Source organism: Pseudoalteromonas sp. SG43-3, assembly GCF_014164385.1.
Classification (GTDB): Bacteria; Pseudomonadota; Gammaproteobacteria; order Enterobacterales; family Alteromonadaceae; genus Pseudoalteromonas; species Pseudoalteromonas distincta.
This window is the reverse complement of sequence record NZ_JACJFC010000004.1, coordinates 231099-251297: the sequence shown is the minus strand read 5'-3', so window position 1 is coordinate 251297 and position 20199 is coordinate 231099. Positions and strand designations below refer to the sequence as shown.

Annotated in this window: 17 protein-coding genes and 1 pseudogene; 15 read left to right on the top strand and 3 right to left on the bottom strand. The window is 40.3% G+C overall.

Annotation, left to right across the window (positions count from 1 at the left end; translation table 11 throughout):
• Nucleotides 1-33 precede the first annotated feature (33 nt).
• On the bottom strand, nt 34-1215 hold the full coding sequence (locus H5157_RS05555; RefSeq protein WP_024595699.1) for an acetyl-CoA C-acyltransferase: 1182 nt from the start codon (nt 1213-1215) through the stop codon (nt 34-36).
• 330 nt (nt 1216-1545) lie between these two features.
• On the opposite strand from H5157_RS05555, the gene H5157_RS05550 reads away from it, so the two are divergent.
• From H5157_RS05550 to H5157_RS05510, 9 genes are all read left to right on the top strand, one after another.
• Complete coding sequence (locus H5157_RS05550) at nt 1546-1980, top strand: MerR family DNA-binding transcriptional regulator (protein ID WP_165723432.1); 435 nt, start codon at nt 1546-1548, stop codon at nt 1978-1980.
• 56 nt (nt 1981-2036) lie between these two features.
• Complete coding sequence (locus H5157_RS05545; RefSeq protein WP_182724327.1) at nt 2037-3212, top strand: isovaleryl-CoA dehydrogenase; 1176 nt, start codon at nt 2037-2039, stop codon at nt 3210-3212.
• 10 nt (nt 3213-3222) lie between these two features.
• Nucleotides 3223-4830, top strand: coding sequence for a carboxyl transferase domain-containing protein (locus tag H5157_RS05540; protein WP_182724326.1), 1608 nt, complete (start codon nt 3223-3225; stop codon nt 4828-4830).
• Nucleotides 4831-4842: 12 nt separating this feature from the next.
• The gene (locus H5157_RS05535) at nt 4843-5613 is read left to right on the top strand and encodes an enoyl-CoA hydratase/isomerase family protein (protein ID WP_182724325.1); all 771 of its coding nucleotides are present in this window, start codon (nt 4843-4845) and stop codon (nt 5611-5613) included.
• A gap of 8 nt (nt 5614-5621) precedes the next feature.
• On the top strand, nt 5622-7625 hold the full coding sequence (locus H5157_RS05530; RefSeq protein WP_182724324.1) for an acetyl/propionyl/methylcrotonyl-CoA carboxylase subunit alpha: 2004 nt from the start codon (nt 5622-5624) through the stop codon (nt 7623-7625).
• Nucleotides 7625-8521, top strand: coding sequence for a hydroxymethylglutaryl-CoA lyase (locus tag H5157_RS05525; protein ID WP_182720862.1), 897 nt, complete (start codon nt 7625-7627; stop codon nt 8519-8521). The genes H5157_RS05530 and H5157_RS05525 overlap by 1 nt, the downstream gene beginning before the upstream one ends.
• Nucleotides 8522-8782: 261 nt before the next feature.
• Nucleotides 8783-9481 (top strand): CoA transferase subunit A, encoded by a 699-nt coding sequence (locus H5157_RS05520; protein WP_008135270.1) that lies wholly within the window; start codon nt 8783-8785, stop codon nt 9479-9481.
• Nucleotides 9482-9495: 14 nt separating this feature from the next.
• Entirely contained in the window at nt 9496-10152 is a 657-nt protein-coding gene (locus H5157_RS05515; protein WP_039489749.1) for a CoA transferase subunit B, read from the top strand.
• 333 nt (nt 10153-10485) lie between these two features.
• Nucleotides 10486-11367 (top strand): LysR family transcriptional regulator, encoded by an 882-nt coding sequence (locus tag H5157_RS05510; RefSeq protein ID WP_182694627.1) that lies wholly within the window; start codon nt 10486-10488, stop codon nt 11365-11367.
• An 878-nt stretch (nt 11368-12245) separates the two neighbouring features.
• Here H5157_RS05510 and H5157_RS05505 read toward each other — a convergent pair.
• Entirely contained in the window at nt 12246-13022 is a 777-nt protein-coding gene (locus H5157_RS05505; protein ID WP_182724323.1) for an amino acid ABC transporter substrate-binding protein, read from the bottom strand.
• 132 nt (nt 13023-13154) lie between these two features.
• A complete protein-coding gene (msrA, locus tag H5157_RS05500; protein WP_182724322.1) occupies nt 13155-14444 on the bottom strand; it encodes a peptide-methionine (S)-S-oxide reductase MsrA in 1290 nt (429 codons plus the stop codon).
• 248 nt (nt 14445-14692) lie between these two features.
• Here msrA and pxpB point away from each other — a divergent pair, with 248 nt between their 5' ends.
• From pxpB to H5157_RS05470, 6 genes and pseudogenes are all read left to right on the top strand, one after another.
• Nucleotides 14693-15358, top strand: a complete 666-nt coding sequence (gene pxpB, locus H5157_RS05495; protein WP_182724321.1) for a 5-oxoprolinase subunit PxpB — start codon at nt 14693-14695, stop codon at nt 15356-15358.
• A complete protein-coding gene (locus tag H5157_RS05490) occupies nt 15351-16277 on the top strand; it encodes a biotin-dependent carboxyltransferase family protein (protein ID WP_182724320.1) in 927 nt (308 codons plus the stop codon). The genes pxpB and H5157_RS05490 overlap by 8 nt, the downstream gene beginning before the upstream one ends.
• Nucleotides 16278-16327: 50 nt before the next feature.
• Nucleotides 16328-16606 (top strand): annotated as a pseudogene (locus H5157_RS21050) (5-oxoproline transporter, DUF979 family subunit); the annotation flags it as partial.
• Nucleotides 16599-17267 carry a pyroglutamyl-peptidase I gene (gene pcp, locus H5157_RS05480; RefSeq protein WP_220492491.1) on the top strand — a complete coding sequence of 223 codons (669 nt, stop codon included), beginning with the start codon at nt 16599-16601 and terminating at the stop codon, nt 17265-17267. The pseudogene H5157_RS21050 and the gene pcp, both read left to right, overlap by 8 nt.
• A gap of 153 nt (nt 17268-17420) precedes the next feature.
• Complete coding sequence (gene asnB / locus H5157_RS05475) at nt 17421-19094, top strand: asparagine synthase B (protein WP_182711293.1); 1674 nt, start codon at nt 17421-17423, stop codon at nt 19092-19094.
• Entirely contained in the window at nt 19078-19941 is an 864-nt protein-coding gene (locus tag H5157_RS05470) for a PhzF family phenazine biosynthesis protein (protein WP_182724319.1), read from the top strand. Before asnB ends, H5157_RS05470 begins: the two co-directional genes overlap by 17 nt.
• Nucleotides 19942-20199: the final 258 nt, after the last annotated feature.

Here is a 20199-nt window from a genome sequence, read left to right as displayed (position 1 = left end):
CGTACAGCTTTCTTATAACTATTTAATACCTAGTTAATACGCTTCTACGGCCATAGCAACCGCTTCACCGCCACCAATACATAAAGACGCAATGCCTTTTTTAAGACCTCGGTTTTTAAGGGCATGAATAAGCGTTACTAAAATACGCGCGCCGCTTGCACCAATTGGGTGGCCAAGTGCACATGCACCGCCGTTAACGTTTACTTTACTTTCATCAAGTTTTAACTCGTTAATAGCCAGCATGGTTACCATGGCAAATGCTTCGTTAATTTCCCAAAGATCAACGTCGTTTACAGCCCAACCTGCTTTTTCAAGCACGCTGTTCATAGCCCCTACTGGCGCTACTGTAAATTCACTTGGTTTTTGAGAATGCGTGCTGTGCGCCACAATTTTACAAAGCGGTGTTAACCCTTGCTCTTTTGCTTTTGATTCGCTCATCAATATAAGCGCTGCGCCACCATCTGAAATTGACGATGAATTAGCGGCTGTAATAGTGCCGTCTTTTTTAAAAGCTGCACGTAAGGTAGGAATTTTTTCTGGGCGGGCGTTACCTGGTTGCTCGTCAATCGATACTGTTACATCGCCTTTGCGTGTTTGCATTGTATGGGGTGCAACTTCGTTATCAAAGCTACCGTTTTGTATCGCGGCTTTAGCTTTACTTAATGAGCCTAATGCAAACGCATCCATTTGCTCGCGACCAATGCCGTATTCGTCGGCGGTGTCTTGTGCAAAACAACCCATAGCTTTATTGTCGTAAGCGTCTTCAAGGCCATCGCTCATCATGTGATCTTTTATTTCACCGTGCCCCATACGCATTCCGCCACGCGCTTTTGGTATAAAGTACGGTGCGTTTGTCATGCTCTCCATGCCACCAGCAATAGCAGATTGAATTGAGCCCGCTTTAATTAAATCGTTTGCAAGCATGGCTGCTTTTAAACCAGAGCCACATACTTTGTTAATTGTTGTAGCGCCAGTGCTAAGTGCAAGGCCTGCTTTTAACATTGCTTGGCGTGCAGGTGCTTGTCCAAGGCCTGCTGGTAATACACAGCCCATAATTACTTCGTCTATTGCATCATTAGCTAAACCAGTTTGTGTGAGTACACTTGCAATGGCGGTAGCGCCAAGCTCGGTAGACTGCGCATCACTTAACGCTCCCATAAAACCACCCATTGGGGTGCGTTTTGCTGCTACAATTACCACTGATTCTAAAGTCATAACTAACTCCATTGTATTTATATGCAAATAGTTGTTAGTATATTTGCTCTATTAATTTAGTATTCATTTATTATTTAATACCCTTACACAATACTAACGTTTACGCCAACGTCAACTAAAAACAGCTTAATTTTTAGTTTTATAAGTGTAATGATTATTTTCCATCGGTTAGGCTACACTGATAAAATAAAAATAACCCATTGAATATTAATAATATAAATCAACACCTCACTTAAATATCCCTTTATAAATAGTTTCAAATCACACCACGCTTTACCTTTACGTAAACTTCACTTATATTGGAGTTATTCGAATGAGGTAAATACAATTATGAAACCAGATAATCAAACAAACTTTGCAAGCTCAGCCAAAATGCCGGCCAGTAATGAACAAACATTTAGCATTAGCGAACTCGCTAAAGAATTTGACATTACAACCCGCTCTATTCGCTTTTACGAAGACCAAGGGTTAATAACGCCTGATCGTAATGGTCAAACCCGTATTTATTCAAAACGCGATAAAGTGCGTTTAAAACTAATATTACGTGGTAAGCGCCTTGGCTTTACATTGGCCGAAACCGGACGTTTGTTTGAACTGTACGACGCAGATAAATCAAGCGCTAAGCAGTTGGTTACTATGCTTGACCTTATATCAGAAAAAAAAGCAGACCTATCTCAACAAATGGACGACATTAAAGTTGTTCTTATGGAGTTGGTGACGGCCGAGCGCCGCTGCAGAGACACGCTTAATAAAATAGACGAGTAAGTTTATTTTTAAAATAAAAAAACACTGACAACACACACGTCACACAGGAATGAATCATGAGCACTATTTCACTATATAAAGAAATGAACTTTGGCCTTGGCGAAACCGCCGATATGATCCGCGACCACGTAAACAGTTTTGCGAGTCAGGAGATTGCCCCGCTTGCTGAAAAAACGGACTTAGATAACGCTTTTCCAAATCAACTTTGGACTCAAATGGGCGAAATGGGCGTACTAGGTATGACCGTATCTGAAGAACTTGGCGGCGCCGGTTTAGGTTACTTAGAACATGTTATTGCTATGGAAGAAATAAGCCGTGCCAGTGCCTCTATAGGTTTAAGCTATGGTGCGCATTCAAACTTGTGTGTTAATCAAATTAACCGTAACGGCACACAAGCTCAAAAAGAAAAATACTTACCAAAGCTTATTAGTGGTGAGCACATTGGTGCCCTTGCAATGAGCGAGCCTAATGCGGGCTCTGACGTTGTATCGATGAAACTCAAAGCCGAAAAAAAAGGAGATAAGTACATTTTAAACGGCAATAAAATGTGGATCACCAATGGTCCAGACGCGCACACGTTAGTTATTTACGCTAAAACAGATTTAAACGCCGGCGCTAAAGGTATTACCGCGTTTATTGTTGAAAGTAACTTTCCTGGTTTTTCAACAGCGCAAAAGCTCGACAAACTGGGCATGCGCGGCTCAAATACCTGTGAGCTAGTATTTGAAAACTGCGAAGTACCCGATGAAAACATTTTAGGTAACTTAAACGAAGGCGTTAAAGTACTTATGAGTGGCCTTGATTACGAACGCGTAGTACTTGCAGCGGGCCCGCTTGGCATAATGCAAGCGTGTATGGACATAGTGGTACCGTACATTCATGAGCGTAAACAGTTTGATACCCCTATTGGTCAATTTCAGTTAATTCAAGGCAAAATAGCCGACATGTATACACAAATGAATGCTGCGCGCTCATATGTATATACGGTAGCTAAAGCGTGTGACCGAGGCGAAACCACCCGTAAAGATGCCGCCGGTGCCATTTTATACGCCGCAGAGCTAGCAACTAAAATGGCGCTAGATGCAATTCAAATTTTAGGTGGCAATGGCTACATAAACGAATACGCAACGGGTCGTCTTCTTCGTGACGCTAAATTATACGAAATTGGTGCAGGTACATCCGAAATTCGTCGCATGCTTATTGGCCGCGAACTTTTCACAGAAAGCCGTTAAGGATTAAACCATGACTATTTTAAAATCGAGCGTTAATCCTCACGACCCAACGTTTGTGCAAAACCATAAAAATATGTCAGCGCTGGTGGATGATTTACGCAGTAAAGTAGCAACAATTAGCCAAGGCGGAGGCGCTGCATTAAAAGAGCGCCACGAAGGCCGTGGTAAATTATTTGTACGCGACCGCATAAATACATTAATTGACGAAGGCTCACCGTTTTTAGAAATTTCGCAATTTGCAGCCTTTGGTGTGTACGAACAAGCAATACCTTGTGCAGGCGTTGTAGCCGGTATTGGCCGTGTTAAAGGCGTTGAATGCATGATTATTGCAAACGATGCCACGGTTAAAGGCGGTACATATTTTCCGCTTACCGTTAAAAAGCATTTACGCGCACAAGATATCGCCGAGCGTTGCCACTTACCATGTATTTATTTGGTGGATTCGGGCGGTGCAAATCTGCCAGAGCAAGATGATGTATTTCCAGATAAGCTGCATTTTGGTCGTATTTTTTACAATCAAGCCCGTATGTCGGGTAAAGGCATTCCACAAATTGCTGTAGTAATGGGCTTATGTACCGCAGGTGGTGCGTACGTACCTGCAATGGCCGATGAAAGTATTATTGTAAAAGATCAAGGCACTATATTTTTAGCAGGTCCGCCCCTTGTAAAAGCAGCAACCGGCGAAGAAGTAACAGCCGAAGAGTTAGGCGGCGCCGATGTGCACTGTAAAATTTCGGGTGTTGCCGATCACTACGCTGAAAACGATGCTCATGCGCTGTCTATTGCGCGCCAATGTATTGAGCGTATTAATTATACACGCCCTACAGCTCCTCTTCTCGAGGATGTAAAACCACCAAGATACGATATAAACGAGCTTTACGGCATTGTAGGCACCGACCTTAAAAAGCCGTTTGATGTACGCGAAGTAATAGCGCGCACAGTGGATGATTCATCATTTGATGAATTTAAACGTTACTTTGGTGAAACGCTGGTCACCGGCTTTGCCAGTATTTACGGCAATCCTGTTGGCATAGTAGCTAATAACGGTATTTTATTTAGTGAGTCGGCGCAAAAAGGCGCGCACTTTATTCAACTGTGTGCTCAGCGCAATATTCCTTTAGTATTTTTACAAAATATTACCGGCTTTATGGTGGGTAAAAAATACGAAGCCGAAGGTATTGCTAAGCACGGCGCTAAAATGGTGATGGCGGTTTCGTGTGCTGATGTGCCTAAATTCACAGTACTTATTGGCGGCTCTTACGGCGCAGGTAACTACGGGATGTGTGGCCGTGCATTTGAACCAACCATGATGTGGATGTGGCCTAATGCCCGTATTTCGGTAATGGGCGGCGAGCAAGCAGCCGGTGTAATGGCGCAAGTTAAACAAGATGGTTTAGCACGCAAAGGCCAAACCATGAGCGAGCAAGAAATCAGTGATTTTAAAAAGCCAATTATTGATCAGTACGAACAGCAAGGTCATCCTTATTACGCCAGCGCACGCTTGTGGGATGACGGCATTATAGACCCTGCTGACACGCGTAATGTATTAGGTCTTGCGTTAACAGCTGCGAATAACGCACCAAAACGTGATTCGAAATTTGGCGTATTTAGAATGTAACCGGAGCGCAAAATGTCAGTAACACTACAAATTACAAAATCTAATGTGGCTGTACTTGTGTTAAGTCGCCCAGAAAAAAGAAACGCATTTAACAGCGAAGTAATACATGAGCTGATCCAGTGTATTGAACATGCAAATACGCTTGATATTCGTGCTTTGGTTTTAAAAACAGAGGGTCAACACTTTTCAGCAGGCGCCGATTTAGCCTGGATGAAATCAATGGCTGATAACAATTACACCGATAACCTAGCTGATTCAATGCAATTAGCTAAATTAATGCAGGTATTGGCAAGCTCCCCGCATCCTACAATTTGTGCTGTGCAAGGTGCCGCTTTTGGTGGTGCTCTGGGCTTAATAGCCTGTTGCGACATAGCCCTTAGTAAAGACGATGCACAATTTTGTTTAAGTGAAGTAAAACTGGGTCTTATTCCGGCGGTTATTAGTCCATACGTTATTAAAGCTATTGGTGAGCGCGCTGCTCGCAGGTACTTTTTAACGGCTGAAGTGTTTGATGCACATACTGCTAAGCAACTTGGCTTAATTCATCAAGTAACCGGTAATTTAGACTGTGCGCTCGATAATATGCTGCAAACACTGATTGATAACGGACCTGTTGCAGTAAAAGCCGGAAAAGCATTAATTAACGATGTAGCAAATAAACCAATAACCGATGAACTCATTGAGCTTACCGCAGAGCGTATTGCAAAAATTCGCGTATCTGAAGAAGGTCAAGAAGGGCTAAGTGCTTTTTTTGATAAACGCCCACCCGCTTGGCAACTGTAGGATTGATTATGAACACACAACGATTACAAAAAATACTGATTGCCAATCGTGGAGAAATTGCGTGCCGTGTAATGCGCAGCGCAAAACAAATGGGCTTAACCACGGTCGCGGTTTACTCTGATGCAGACAAACATGCCCAGCACGTAAAAATGGCTGACGAGGCTTACCATATTGGTGCCGCGCCAAGTAAAGATTCGTATTTAGTAGCAGACAAAATTTTACAAGTTGCCAAAGACTGCGGCGCTGACTGTATTCACCCAGGCTATGGTTTTTTATCTGAGAACAGCGAATTTGCTAAAGCCTGCGAAGCTAATAACATTGCTTTTATAGGGCCACCAGCAAGTAGCATTGAAGCAATGGGGTCTAAAACCCGCGCTAAAGAAATAATGGCAGCTGCTAATGTACCGTTAGTGCCTGGTTATTACGGTGATAAGCAAGACCCTGCTTTTTTACAAAGTGAAGCTGAAAAAATTGGCTACCCTGTACTCATTAAAGCGGCCTTTGGTGGCGGTGGTAAAGGCATGCGTGTGGTTGAAAAAGCACAAGACTTTATGAGCGCACTACAAGGTGCGCAACGTGAAGCGATTGCCGGTTTTGGTAACGATTTAGTATTACTTGAGCGCTACGTTAACCAGCCTCGCCATGTAGAAGTGCAAGTATTTGCAGATAACCATGGCAACTGTGTTTATTTAGGCGATCGTGATTGTTCTTTGCAACGTCGTCATCAAAAAGTAATTGAAGAAGCCCCTGCTCCGGGTTTATCTGACGAACTACGCAAAGAAATGGGCGAAGCGGCTGTACGTTGTGCACTGGCTATAAATTATAGAGGCGCAGGTACGGTTGAGTTTTTACTGTGTGGCGATGAATTTTTCTTTATGGAAATGAATACGCGCCTTCAAGTAGAACACCCTGTGACCGAAATGGTAACGGGTGTAGATTTAGTCAATTGGCAAATTAATATTGCGGGTGGGCAAACATTGCCGCTGACACAAAGTGATATTCAATTGCAGGGTCATAGCTTTGAAGCGCGAATATACGCAGAAGATCCAGCTAACGACTTTATCCCGTGTTCGGGCACTATTGAAGCACTACACACACCGCTTAACAGTGAATTTGTACGCATTGATACAGGCATTGCACAAGGCGACGAAATCAGCCCGTTTTACGACCCGATGATTGCAAAACTTATTGTGCACGACGACAATCGCGAACAAGCACTGAGCCGTTTACAACACGCTCTTGAGCAATTTCATTTAGCAGGTTTTAGCACTAACATTGGCTTTTTACATAATTTAGCAAGCCACCCTACGTTTAAACAAGGTGCGCCAAGCACACACTTTATTGCTGAGCAAGGTGATTCGTTAGTTGCGGTTGATAAATCGTTATTGCAAGCAAGTCAGCTTATTGGTGCTTTTGCGTATTTAGAATCGCTAACTAGCACCCAAAATGCGCAAAACAGTGCAAGCCCGTGGCAACAACTAACTGGTTTTAGACTCAATGCTCCGCAAGCAATTAAGATCCCTTTTGCCGATTTGCAGCTAAGCGCTATAAAAACAGCAGCGGGTTATAGTATTACGCATAACGAGCACGTTTTTAATCTACAAGGCACATTAAATAGTGGTCTTTGCAGTGTATTTATTAACGGTGAAAAACATAGCGCGCACGTAACTACGGTAGGTAATAATACTGTTGGCAATAGTGTGACAGTGATGAATAAAGCACTGCAAACTAAGCTTGAACTAGTTGATAAACATTATATTAGTTCGCACGAAAGTGAAGCACTGCCACTTGCCGCGCCGCTTAATGGCACAGTAGTTAAGCACTTAATCGATATTGGTAGCACAATTACCAAAGGCGATGCGGTTGTTATTATCGAAGCCATGAAAATGGAATACACGCTTAACGCACCACATGACGGCATTTTAAAAAGCTACTGTTTTGGTGAAGGCGAATTAGTAACGCATGGAGCCTTACTTGCTATTGTCGAAGATACAACTGAGGAAGGTGCATAATGAGTGCCTTTCCAAATAAAGTACGTATTGTTGAAGTTGGCGCGCGAGACGGCCTACAAAACGAAAAGACAGTAAGCACAGCCGATAAAGTAGCGCTTATTAACGCCCTAAGTGCTGCAGGTTTAAAAGATATTGAAGCGGGCGCGTTTGTCTCCCCTAAGTGGGTGCCGCAAATGGCAGACTCAGCGGATGTAATATCAGCCCTTGATTTACCCAATGTAAATTTAAGCGCCCTTACACCTAACTTAAAAGGTGCACAAGCAGCGCACGCTGTTGGCATTAAAGAATTTGCTATATTTACAGCTGCGAGTGAGTCGTTTTGTCAAAAAAATATCAACTGCTCAATAGACGAAAGTATTGAACGCTTTAGTGAAGTAATAGCGTTTGCTAAAGCGAATAATATTCGTGTACGTGGTTATGTAAGCTGTGTACTCGGTTGCCCATACGAGGGGGAGATTGACCCGCAAGTAGTACTTAAGGTATCGCAAAAGCTATTAGATTTAGGCTGTTACGAAGTAAGCCTTGGCGATACCATAGGTGTTGGCACCGCTAAAAAAGTAACGCAATTAATCGAGTTACTTTTAACGCACATTGATAAAGCCAAGTTGGCCGTGCATTTTCATGATACATACGGCCAAGCGCTCACAAATATTTACGCAGCTTTAAGCCTAGGTATTGCAACGGTTGACGCGGCAGTCGCGGGCCTTGGTGGCTGTCCTTATGCTAAGGGGGCGTCAGGAAATGTTGCCACCGAAGATGTAGTTTACTTACTGCAAGGGCTTGGCATTGAACACTCAATTGATTTACAAAGGTTAAGTGACGCTGGCTGGGAAATAACCAAAGCACTTGGTAAGCAACCTGTGAGCAAAGTATCTGTGGCACTGCACACAAAATAACCTGAGCTCTGGATAATAAATCTATCTCGAGCAGCTATTTTCAGCACTAACTGCGTTGAATTTACTTGCAATAGGCCAGCTATTGACGCGTAAATTCGCCTTGTTTTCACTGAAAATCTCTGGCTAGAGAAAATAAATTTAAATATCACCCTGATTCATATGTTAGTAAATCTATTAACCAGAGTTCAGGTTAAATAGCTATCTTATGAAATGATGATTAAAGATAGTTAACAACAAATAGCACACAATGAGGAGAGACTCATGGCCGGTTTTGATAAGGTAGTTTCTAGTTACGAAGCTGCAATGGAAGGATTAAAAGACGGCGATACCATTATCGCCGGTGGTTTTGGTTTATGTGGTATTCCTGAGGGCTTAATTAAACAAATTAAGCACATGCAAACAAAAAACTTAACCGTAGTATCTAATAACTGTGGTGTTGATGACTTTGGTTTAGGTATTTTATTACAAGACAAACAAATTAAAAAAGTAGTTGCCTCATACGTTGGCGAAAACGCCCTATTCGAGCAGCAGTTATTAAGTGGCGAAATTGATGTAGAGCTTACGCCTCAAGGTACATTAGCTGAAAAAATGCGTGCTGGTGGCGCGGGTATACCTGCGTTTTACACCGCTACCGGTTACGGCACTCCAGTTGCTGAAGGCAAAGACGTAAAAGAATTTAATGGTCGCCCATACATTTTAGAAGAGTCTATAACAGGTGAATTTGCTATTGTTAAAGCGTGGAAAGCCGACCGCTTTGGTAATTTAGTGTTTAGACACACCGCCATGAACTTTAATCCAATGGCGGCAACAGCTGGTAAAATTACCGTTGCCGAAGTAGAAGAAATTGTAGAGCCGGGTGAGCTTGAACCAAGCCAAATTCATACCCCAGGTATTTTTGTAAATCGCGTTATTAAAGGCAGCTTTGAAAAACGCATTGAACGTGTAACAACACGAGATTAAGCAGGAGCAAAATTATGGCATTATCACGTGAACAAGTTGCAATGCGCGTTGCACAAGAACTTCAAGATGGTTACTACGTAAATTTGGGCATAGGAATTCCGACACTCGTCGCAAACTATGTACCAGATGATATTGAAGTTATGTTACAGTCCGAAAATGGCCTTTTAGGCATGGGCCCGTACCCGACTAAAGCAGAGCTAGACGCCGATATGATTAACGCGGGTAAAGAAACCGTGACAGCAGCCACTGGTGCAGCCATATTTAATAGTGCAGATAGTTTTGCCATGATACGGGGTGGTCATGTAGACTTAACCGTTCTGGGTGCATTTGAAGTTGACCAGAATGGCAACATCGCATCGTGGATGATCCCTAAAAAGCTGATTAAAGGCATGGGTGGCGCGATGGATTTAGTCGCTGGCGCGAAAAACATTATTGTTACTATGACCCATGCAAGTAAGCATGGTGACTCTAAACTATTAGAAGCCTGCTCTTTACCGCTTACTGGCGTTAATTGCGTTAAAAAAATAGTGACAGATTTAGCCGTATTAGAAGTTAAAGACGGCGCATTTCATCTATTAGAACGTGCTCCGGGCGTATCTGTTGATGAAATCATTAGTAAAACAGCAGGTAAATTACTTGTTGACGGTGAAGTTCCAGAAATGGTTTTTTAGGCTTTAGCTTAAAATAACGCTTTACCCTGTACCGACCTCATTCCCAGTGCCAATGGCGCTGAGTTACCCAAAATCCCTCGCAAGAGGGATTTTTTTTATCTTTTGTCATTATTTTTACCGTCATTCATACATCTGTAGTAAATTTTATCTATAATACAAATATAAACTAAATGTAAGCGCTTAGATTCTTTGCACTATTTTGTGGATAGCCTGCACCCTTTTTGTGAACTAGCGTTAATTTTATTTTTAACCTATTGATATTTAAACATTAAATAGTTGGTTCAAATTTTGCCTAAGTAAGGCGTCTCAATAAATTAAATAATTCTGGAAAACATGCAAACTCCTATTCGTGGCCTTCGCTCTTTTTGCTTTGCCGCAAGAAGCCTAAGTTTTAAGCATGCAGCTAATGAGCTGTACTTAACGCCGTCTGCGGTAAGCCATCAAATAAAACAACTTGAAGAACAACTTGGTATTGAGCTTTTTCAACGTAAAACGCGTTCAATTAGCTTAACCACAGCGGGTAAAAACTTTTTTGATGCTGTGTCTCCTATCATCACAATGTTAGAGAGCACCATTAATGAGTTTAGTCAGATGCAGCAAAATACAAATTTGACGATTACCCTGCCTGAATTTTTTGCCAGCGAACTACTCATGCCTAAATTAAGTGAGTGGACCTCAGAACACCCTAATATAAACCTGCAAATGGACACGCTTAAAACACGCAAAGAATTAACGCGTCATAGCGATTTATCTATTGTATTGTCCTCTGGTAAACCTACTGAAGGGTTAGCGACTGAGTTGTTTAACCTTGAATATATTCCTGCATGTAATAAAAAATTGCTCGATCAGTGGAGGGACGATCATCGTCAAGCCCTTAACCAAGTTCCGCTAATCTTGCACAAAGCTCGCCCTTGGGCTTGGCATCAGTGGGCCGAAAAAGCAGGGATTGATGATTTTTCTCCTTCGCAGATTATTCAAATAGATAGCATGTTTGGTGTAGCGCGTGCAGCGCAGCAAGGCATGGGCATTGCACTTATTCCACTGCCTATTAGCCAAAGCTGGCTAGATGAGCAATGGCTTTACAAGTTATTCGAACAGCCTTTAACAACTAAAGATAAATACTATTTAGTGCAGCACGAATCAAACACGCCTAATCACCCCCTTGATTTATTTGCGAAGTGGGTTGTAAATACGTTTAGAAAAATCCAAGAATAATCCCTATTAGACGAGTTCAGTAATACAACCTACTCTATGTTGTATTACTGAACTCGTCTAAACCTCTCTGCAAATTTAAATAATTTTTTAATTAAATACATAAACTTAGCACCATGCATTAGACTAAAGTCTATAGTTTAATTTTTTTCACTCATTGGTTTTGTTTTTATCGTTTGTCGAAAATAAAGTTAAATATTAAAGTTGCTTTATCAGCTCAAAACAACTTAGTTAAATTGTTTCTTAAGAGCAATAAATGCAACCTTTAGAGTTCTAGTAACTCAAACGTAGCAGTGAAAAGAATCTTATATTGTGTGTGTAAGATGTTGTCAGTGTGAAAAAGCGGTTCAAGTTAGGTGGTGACTTGGCTTGAACTGTTTTTATTTTTGGCGCAAACCACATGGTATGCAATGCAAAGCTACCAAAGCGTAGTAAACAGAATCTTTATATTGTGTGTGAAGATGTTGTCAGTGTGAAAAAGCAGTTCAAGTTAGGTGGTGACTTGGCTTGAACTGTTTTTATTTTTGGCGCAAACCACATGATATGCAATACAAAGCTACCAACGTGTAGTAAACAGAATCTTTATATTGTGTGTGAAGATGTTGTCAGTGTGAAAAAGCGGTTCAAGTTAGGTGGTGACTTGGCTTGAACTGTTTTTATTTTTGGCACAAACCACATGATATGTAATACAAAGCTACCAACGCGTAGTAAACAGAATCTTTATATTGTGTGTGAAGATGTTGTCAGTGTGAAGAAGCGGTTCAAGTTAGGTGGTGACTTGGCTTGAACTGTTTTTATTTTTGGCGCAAACCACATGATATGCAATATAAGTTTAATACTTTTAAAAGCCCCGTAAGTTATAACTTACGGGGCTTTTTTAGTTAATTTTTAATTTGATATTCTTTTTTTAATTTACTTATTTGCACTTTATGTGAAATCAAGAAGGTATTAAATTTCTTGATTATGTCAGGGTAGTCAATCGACGATAATAAAAAGGCTTGTAAATCTGTCGGCAATTCGTTCTGAAAATAAACAGCTCGGGTTAATTTAAAGTATTTTAGGAGGTTATAATTTAATACATCGTTAGATATGTAAATACACTCCACCCGCTCTTTTAAAAGCAACTCTATTAATTCAACTACGTTAGCTGTTTCTATTAACTCAACGTTTTCATTATTCATTAACGGTTTAAAGCTTTGAGGCGTAAACCCTCTTACCGTTGCAAAACTAATGCATTCATCAATAGTGATATTTTTATTTAAACTCGCAATGCCCGTTTTAGTCACAACGGTTGGCTGCGAATAAATAATTTTATTTACATCAATAAATGAAGCTTTGTAGCTTGGTTTCCAGCTAGGGTTATCTGGATACTTAAAGTCGACATGGCGATGTTCCACAAATTCTTTGTAAAGTCGATTAATAGGTAGTGTGTAAAACTCAAACTTAAAGTCATGCTGCTGGGCAAACAAGGTAAGTAACTTTTGACTAAAACCATAATAGTCGCGGTTATCAGCCCCACTACCATCGTAGTATGGAAGGTATTCTATATTCTCTACGCCTACTACGTAATGAGTCGCTGATTTAGCGTTGTTTATTAAAAGCAGTAAAGCGAATGGCAAATATATTAACTGCGTTGCTATTTTTATAAATTGATTCATTAATAACCTAAGTAATATTGTTGACAATTAGCTGCACGCTTTAATTTTAACAAATTTGCAAAGATTATGATAAGCCTATTTTGTTTTATGCAAAAAAAGCCTGATTAGAATCAGGCTACGTAAAGAAAAGGTTTAGCTTTTATCTCTCGGTACAAAATCAAGGACTGTTGCATTAATACAGTAACGATCGCGACCTCTTGGACCTTCACCTGGAAATAAATGCCCTAAGTGTATGCCTGTACTTTTAGAGCGAAGCTCAATGCGTGTCATGCCCCAGCTGCTATCGTCGTGCTGTGTTACGTTGTTTTTTACAGGATGAGTAAACGACAACCAACCAGTACCTGAGTTAAACCTATCGCTTGTATCAAATAGTGGCTCGCCACTTAATTTATCAACAAAAGTGCCGTCTGGTGTATTTTTAAACTCTTTGTACTCTTTACAGTAAGGTCTATCTGTTCGTGCATCAAATGCAACTTTATAAGCATCACTGTTACCTAATTTAAAAGCGCCTAATGCTTTATAAAACTCTTCAGGCGTTGCGTAACCTTGACGGCCATATACCTCAACGCCATTTTCTAAAAACAAAATGGTTGGTGTTGCCCACGTGGCTGACTTAATAGTTAAATTATCAAGTTGGTCAGCATGGCGAAACGACATTGGTATTGTTCCTTTGTAATCATTTGCGACTGCTTTTTTAAACTTTTCACAATATGGGCAGTATTCACGTGAATCAAGTACCACTATTTGCTTTCCTGCTAGTAAAGCAGTGTTATCTACTTTTTCTACAGGTGTTTTATTAAAAACAACACCGGTAGAGTGATCTGGGCAATAGCCATTAGGGTTTTTTTCTAAATAATTTTGATGATACTCTTCTGCCGATACAAAACCTTGAAGCGGTTTAATAACTGTTTCAATTTTGCCATAGCTTGCATCAGTTAAAAGCTGCTGATATTGCGATTTAACTTGCTCAGCTACTTTAGCTTGCGCATCAGTAGTCGTTAATACAATTGAGCGGTATTGCGTACCAATGTCGTTACCTTGGCGATTTTTTTGCGTAGGGTCGTGACTTTCAAAATAGTTTTTTAAGAGATCTTCTGCTGAAATTATATTGCTGTTATACATAACTTGTACAACTTCAGCATAATTGTTCTCGTCAAAACGACGAGACTGATCAGTAATGTTTCTGTAGGTAGCTTTAAAGCCATTGCCGTCAGCGTACCCCGATTCAGCATCAATAACGCCATTAAGCGCTTCGTAGCGTTTTTCGGCTCCCCAAAAACAACCCGATCCAAGTACAATGGTTTCTACATGCATGGTGGCTTCTACATTACTGTGCTCAACCTTTTCCATAGATAAAGCAAAGCTGCCTGCGCTAAATATAATAGCAGCGCCTGATAAATATAATAAATGCTGGTGTTTCATAAAGTACCTCTTAAACAAGTGCGTGCTAACTAAGACCTCCTTATCCTAATTTTCATTTCAACCTAATTACTTATTTAGTACGAAGCGTATTAAGTTTTGGTCTTCAATAAGTTAAATACGATTAATTGAATATAAAACTACTCTTAAAGTAAGTTGGGCAATAAACATAACCACTTAGTCGCAATGGTGTAAATAAATTAATAAAACTGTGTTACGTTTAAATTATGTTGTACAAATAGGTTTATTTAATGAAGCCAGCTCATCATATTTATGCATTAACAAACAGTAGTTTACTGTTTGATGCATCGCATTTAGACGCTACAGATATACTATCTATTCAAAAGAAAATTTGGGCTCTAGCTAGCCACTGTAAAAGCACTGATGAATTTAGCGATTTGGTGCCCGCCATGAACTCGCTCACTCTTTATTTAAAATCAGATAAACACTTAAATAAGTGGTTACGAGTGCTACCTTCGCTGTGGAATGATATTAAAACGAGTACTTTTAAGGGGCAGCATCACTTAATCAAAACCACATACAAGGGTGAGGACATTAATTACGTGGCTCGCTATCATAATTTAAGTGCCGATGAAGTTATTAATATTCATAGTAAAACCAAGTACCACGTTTTATTTTTAGGCTTTCAGCCCGGTTTTGCTTACCTACATGGCTTAAATGAGCAATTACATACACCAAGACGTGATGAGCCACGCATTAAAGTTCCTAAAGGCTCTGTTGCTATAGGTGCTGCACAAACCGGCATTTACCCCGCAGATACCCCAGGTGGTTGGCATATAATAGGTCATACAGATACTGCTTTGTTTGATTCGACCTCTGAGCAACCTTGTTTAATTCAACCAGGCGATACGCTTGAATTTGTTCCGCACGTTAATAAAGGAGCAAATCATGATTAAAGTACTTAAAAGTGGTGTATTACTTACAATTCAAGATTTTGGCCGTGAGGGCTACCGCCATTTAGGTGTAAGCAAAGCGGGTAGCTTAGACCCTATTGCACAAATCATTGCTAATAGATTACTTAACAATAACGACAATGATGCCGTTTTAGAAATAACTGTGGGTTTGTGCGAACTGGAATTTACCTGCGACACAGTAATTGCGCTTCATGGTGCAGATTTGCAAGCAACCCTTGATGGACATGCAATTTATCCTGGTTGGACATACGCAGTAAAAAACAAACAAGTCCTAAGTTTTGCTACTGGTAGAGCAGGCTTAAGAGCTTATTTAGCAGTGAAAGGCGGTATACAAAATGCTGAAGTTATGGGTTCTAAATCTACAGATTTAAACGCATGTTTTGGTGGTTTTGAAGGTAGATCTCTCACCTCTGGTGATAAAATACCTATTACTCCTTATTATGGAGAGTTTAAAAAGGTAGGCGCAATTGCTCCCGCCCAGCGCAAACTTATACGCCTGCATCCAAGTCCTCATGCCGACTTATTAGGCGAGACTTTACTTAGCAACTTTGTGTCTACCGCTTTTAAAGTCAGCAATAATAGTAACCGAATGGGTGTAAGGCTTGAGCATAAGAATAATTTGGGGCATTCGCACTCTTTGCCATCATTAGGGGTAAGCCCTGGGAGTATTCAACTCCCACCAAGTGGAGAGCCAATTGTGTTACTAAATGATGGCCAAACTACAGGGGGCTACCCTCTGCTAGGGACTGTTATTGAAGCCGACTTACGTCAATTTGCACAGTTTAGACCTTTAGATACTGTTGAGTTTAAATATGTAACGTTTGAAGAAGCAGCAAAGGCGAAGCAGAAACTTGACGGACACCTACATCAATTGAGCCTTGCACTTAAAAATACATTATAAAAATATTCTAAAAATAAATAGGAAAACTATGTTCGACTTAAATTTTTGGCCCTGATAATCGTTTTATGCTGGTTGTTTTGTATTGTGTAGGTATGGCATTTTTAATTGGAGGTTATGGGCGCAAGCCCTGCTCCATTAGTTGCGCTCGGCATGTATAGCGGCTATTGCAGTATGTTAATGACGCCTATGGCAGCAAATTAAATATTATTCCTGCAGCTCTTTTAGACTTAAAAAATAAGTACTATGTAATTAAGGTTCAAATTCAGACGGCAGTTACCTTACTCGCCGTTAATATTATTTTAATGTATAGCTTGGTGTGTAATGACTAAATCAACTTCTTCTATGGCGTGTGTATTAATTACCGGCTTTGCGCCTTTTGGTAGCGAAACTATCAATCCTTCTTGGCAAGCAGTGCAAAAACTTGATGAAACTATCATCATGAAACACAAAATATATACACTAGAACTTGCCTGTGAGTTTAATACGTCTATTAGTCAGCTTATAAACGCCATTGAGTCACATAATCCGGCGGTTGTTTTATGTATAGGCCAAGCCGGTGGGCGCAGCGAAATATCAATTGAGCGTATTGCAATAAACGTTGACGATGCACGTATTAAAGACAATGCAGGTAAGCAGCCTGTCGATACACCAATAGAAAAAAATGGCCCTGATGCCTATTTCACAAATTTACCAATAAAGCGTATGTTACAAGCACTGCACAACAGCAATATACCTGCTTCCATTTCCAATACGGCAGGTACGTATGTATGCAATCATGTTATGTATGGCCTTATGCATTACATAAATGATCATTGCGCTGTAATGAAAGGTGGCTTTGTGCATATTCCTTATTTACCAAGCCAAGCTGTGCACCACAATGGCGCACCAAGCATGTGTGAAGACACTGTTATTAACGCGCTAAAAGTGATGATTGCACAAGCTTTGAACAATAATAACGACGTAAAAATAGCAGCAGGCACTACGCATTAACCACTTTGGTGCGGTTACATATAACTTGGTGCATAAATTATTCTTAATTAATTATAAAAGCTATGTGACTTGAGTAATTTTTTCTGATAAAACAAGGTTTCGCAGCACAGCAAATTGGCTTTGCTGCACACATAATAGGAATGAGGAGTTACTATGTGTTCAATTTTTGGGGTATTAGATATTAAATCTGATCCCGCTCAATTGCGTACCCAAGCAATTGAAATGTCAAAGCTGCTTAGACACCGTGGCCCAGATTGGTCTGGTGTATATGCATCTGAAAAAGCTATTTTAGTACATGAGCGTTTAGCTATTGTTGGTGTATCAAGCGGTGCACAGCCTTTATACAATCCTGAAAAAACAAATATTTTAGCGGTTAATGGCGAGATTTATAATCATAAAGAACTTGCAGCAGAGCTAGATGTTGATTTTACTTTTCAAACTCAATCAGACTGTGAAGTTATTTTAGCGCTTTATAAACAAAAAGGATCTGACTTTTTAGATGATCTAAATGGCATTTTTGCATTTTGTTTATACGATGAAGAAAATGACGCTTACTTAATTGGCCGTGACCATATTGGTATTATCCCGCTTTACACTGGTCACGACGAGCACGGTAACTTTTACGTTGCTTCAGAGCTAAAAGCACTCTCTCCAATTTGTAAGCATATTGAAGAATTTCCACCAGGGCATTACCTGTACAGCAAAGATGGCAAAATCACGCCTTATTACAAGCGTGATTGGGAAACATTTGATGCAGTTAAAGATAACAGCGCACAAGCGCAAGACGTTAAAGATGCATTAGAAGCGGCCGTTAAACGCCAGCTAATGTGTGATGTACCATACGGTGTATTACTTTCTGGTGGTTTGGACTCATCGGTTATCTCTGCTATTACCCAGCGTTTTGCTGCCAAACGTATTGAAGATAACGATGAAAGCGATGCATGGTGGCCTAAGTTGCATTCTTTTTCAGTAGGCCTTGAGGGTTCACCTGATTTAGCCGCTGCCCAAAAAGTAGCTGACATGATTGGTACTATTCACCACCCTATCATTTTTACCATTCAAGAAGGTATTGATGCACTGCGTGAAGTGATTTACCATATTGAAACGTATGATGTAACAACGATTCGTGCCTCTACACCTATGTACTTAATGGCTCGCCAAATTAAAGCAATGGGCATTAAAATGGTGTTATCTGGCGAAGGTGCTGATGAGCTATTTGGTGGTTACTTATACTTCCATAAAGCCCCTAACGCACAAGAGTTTCATGAAGAGCTAAACCGTAAAGTATCAAAACTGCATATGTTTGATTGTTTACGTGCTAATAAATCAATGGCAGCATGGGGCGTTGAAGCACGTGTACCGTTCCTTGATAAAGAATTTGTTGATGTTGCTATGCGTATCAACCCTGAAGCCAAAATGTGTAAAGATGGCAAAATTGAAAAACACATTTTACGTGAAGGTTTTGATGGCTACTTGCCTGATGAAGTTTTATGGCGCCAAAAAGAGCAATTTTCAGACGGTGTTGGTTACAGTTGGATTGATACGTTAAAAGAGTTTGTAAATGAGCAAGTGAGCGATCAAGAGCTTGCAAATGCTAAATTTAAATACCCTATTAATACGCCAGATTCAAAAGAAGCTTACTACTACCGTACTATTTTTGAATCGCACTTTCCTGGTGATGCATCAGCTAAATGTGTACCACATGGTAAATCGGTAGCGTGTTCGACTCCTGAAGCACTTGCATGGGACGCATCGTTCCAAAACAATGCAGATCCATCAGGTCGTGCTGCGGGCGTTCATAACGACGCGTATGCAAGCAAAGGATAACACTCTTTGTTTAACGAAGCGTAAGCCCAAATGGCTTACGCTTCGCTTTATAAATCTCACTTCCACCGAATCTGTTTTTTATAGCCCTGCAAATAACTTAAAAGGCTCAAGTGCTTTAATTGTTATTTATAAAATTGGGTTAACATCAAAAACAATGCAATATATTGCATCACAATCAAACCACCCTGCTACCGTATTTTTAAATCAAAATGAGATAACTAAACGCCATTGTAATATTCGCTGGTTCAACCAAACAAGTGAAATTAAACGCTGTGGGCATGGTACTTTAGCGGCCGCTAATTTTTTAATAAAGTATTTTGGTTATTGCCCTGAAGTATTTATATCAATGAGTAATGAGCGTTTTGCTATAAGAGTAAAAAAACAACGCGCCCAGTTGTTAGTAAAAAGTATAGAGCCTAAAAAAAGCGAATTAGCTAAAGGTGAGTTAAAAAGTGTGTTTTCCTCAGTAATAAAAGCAGCCTACAGTACCGGTGATAAAAACGGTTATACCGTCGTGCTATTTAATGAAGAATTTAATAAAGAAGTTGAAAGAGACGATTTAAAAAGCTTACACGTTGATTTTAAAGCTTTGAGTAAACTCCACAAAAATGCAGTAATTACTCTTAGTATAAAAAATAAAGACAAGAAATATGCCATAGCGCGTTTTAGATATTTTGCCCCCCAGTTTGGCGTAAATGAGGACAGTGCAACGGGCTCTGCGGTATCTGTTATTGCCCCACTTCTATTTAGACTGCATGGTTTAAATAAAGCTAAGCTTATACAGCAATCAAATAATGGCGCATTGCTAAACTATGAGTTTAACAATGCCCAAGTTGTCATTTACTAGGGCGTGTTGATCTTTGCGAATTGAAATTTGTTCAATCTAGGGGCGATTAAATCGCGGCGCGAGGTTTGTAACCTAGTGGGCTAAGTAAAAATCGAGCAACAAAGAGTTTATCGCCCCTAGGCAGAACCCGAAGGGCAGCACATGTTTGGCATTTATGCTGCGTTATCGCCTATTTATGTGGAATAACCACACTTCATAGGCTCTGCCTTGCCTAAAAAACAAACATATTGCTGCAAATTCAACTATCAAAGATCAACA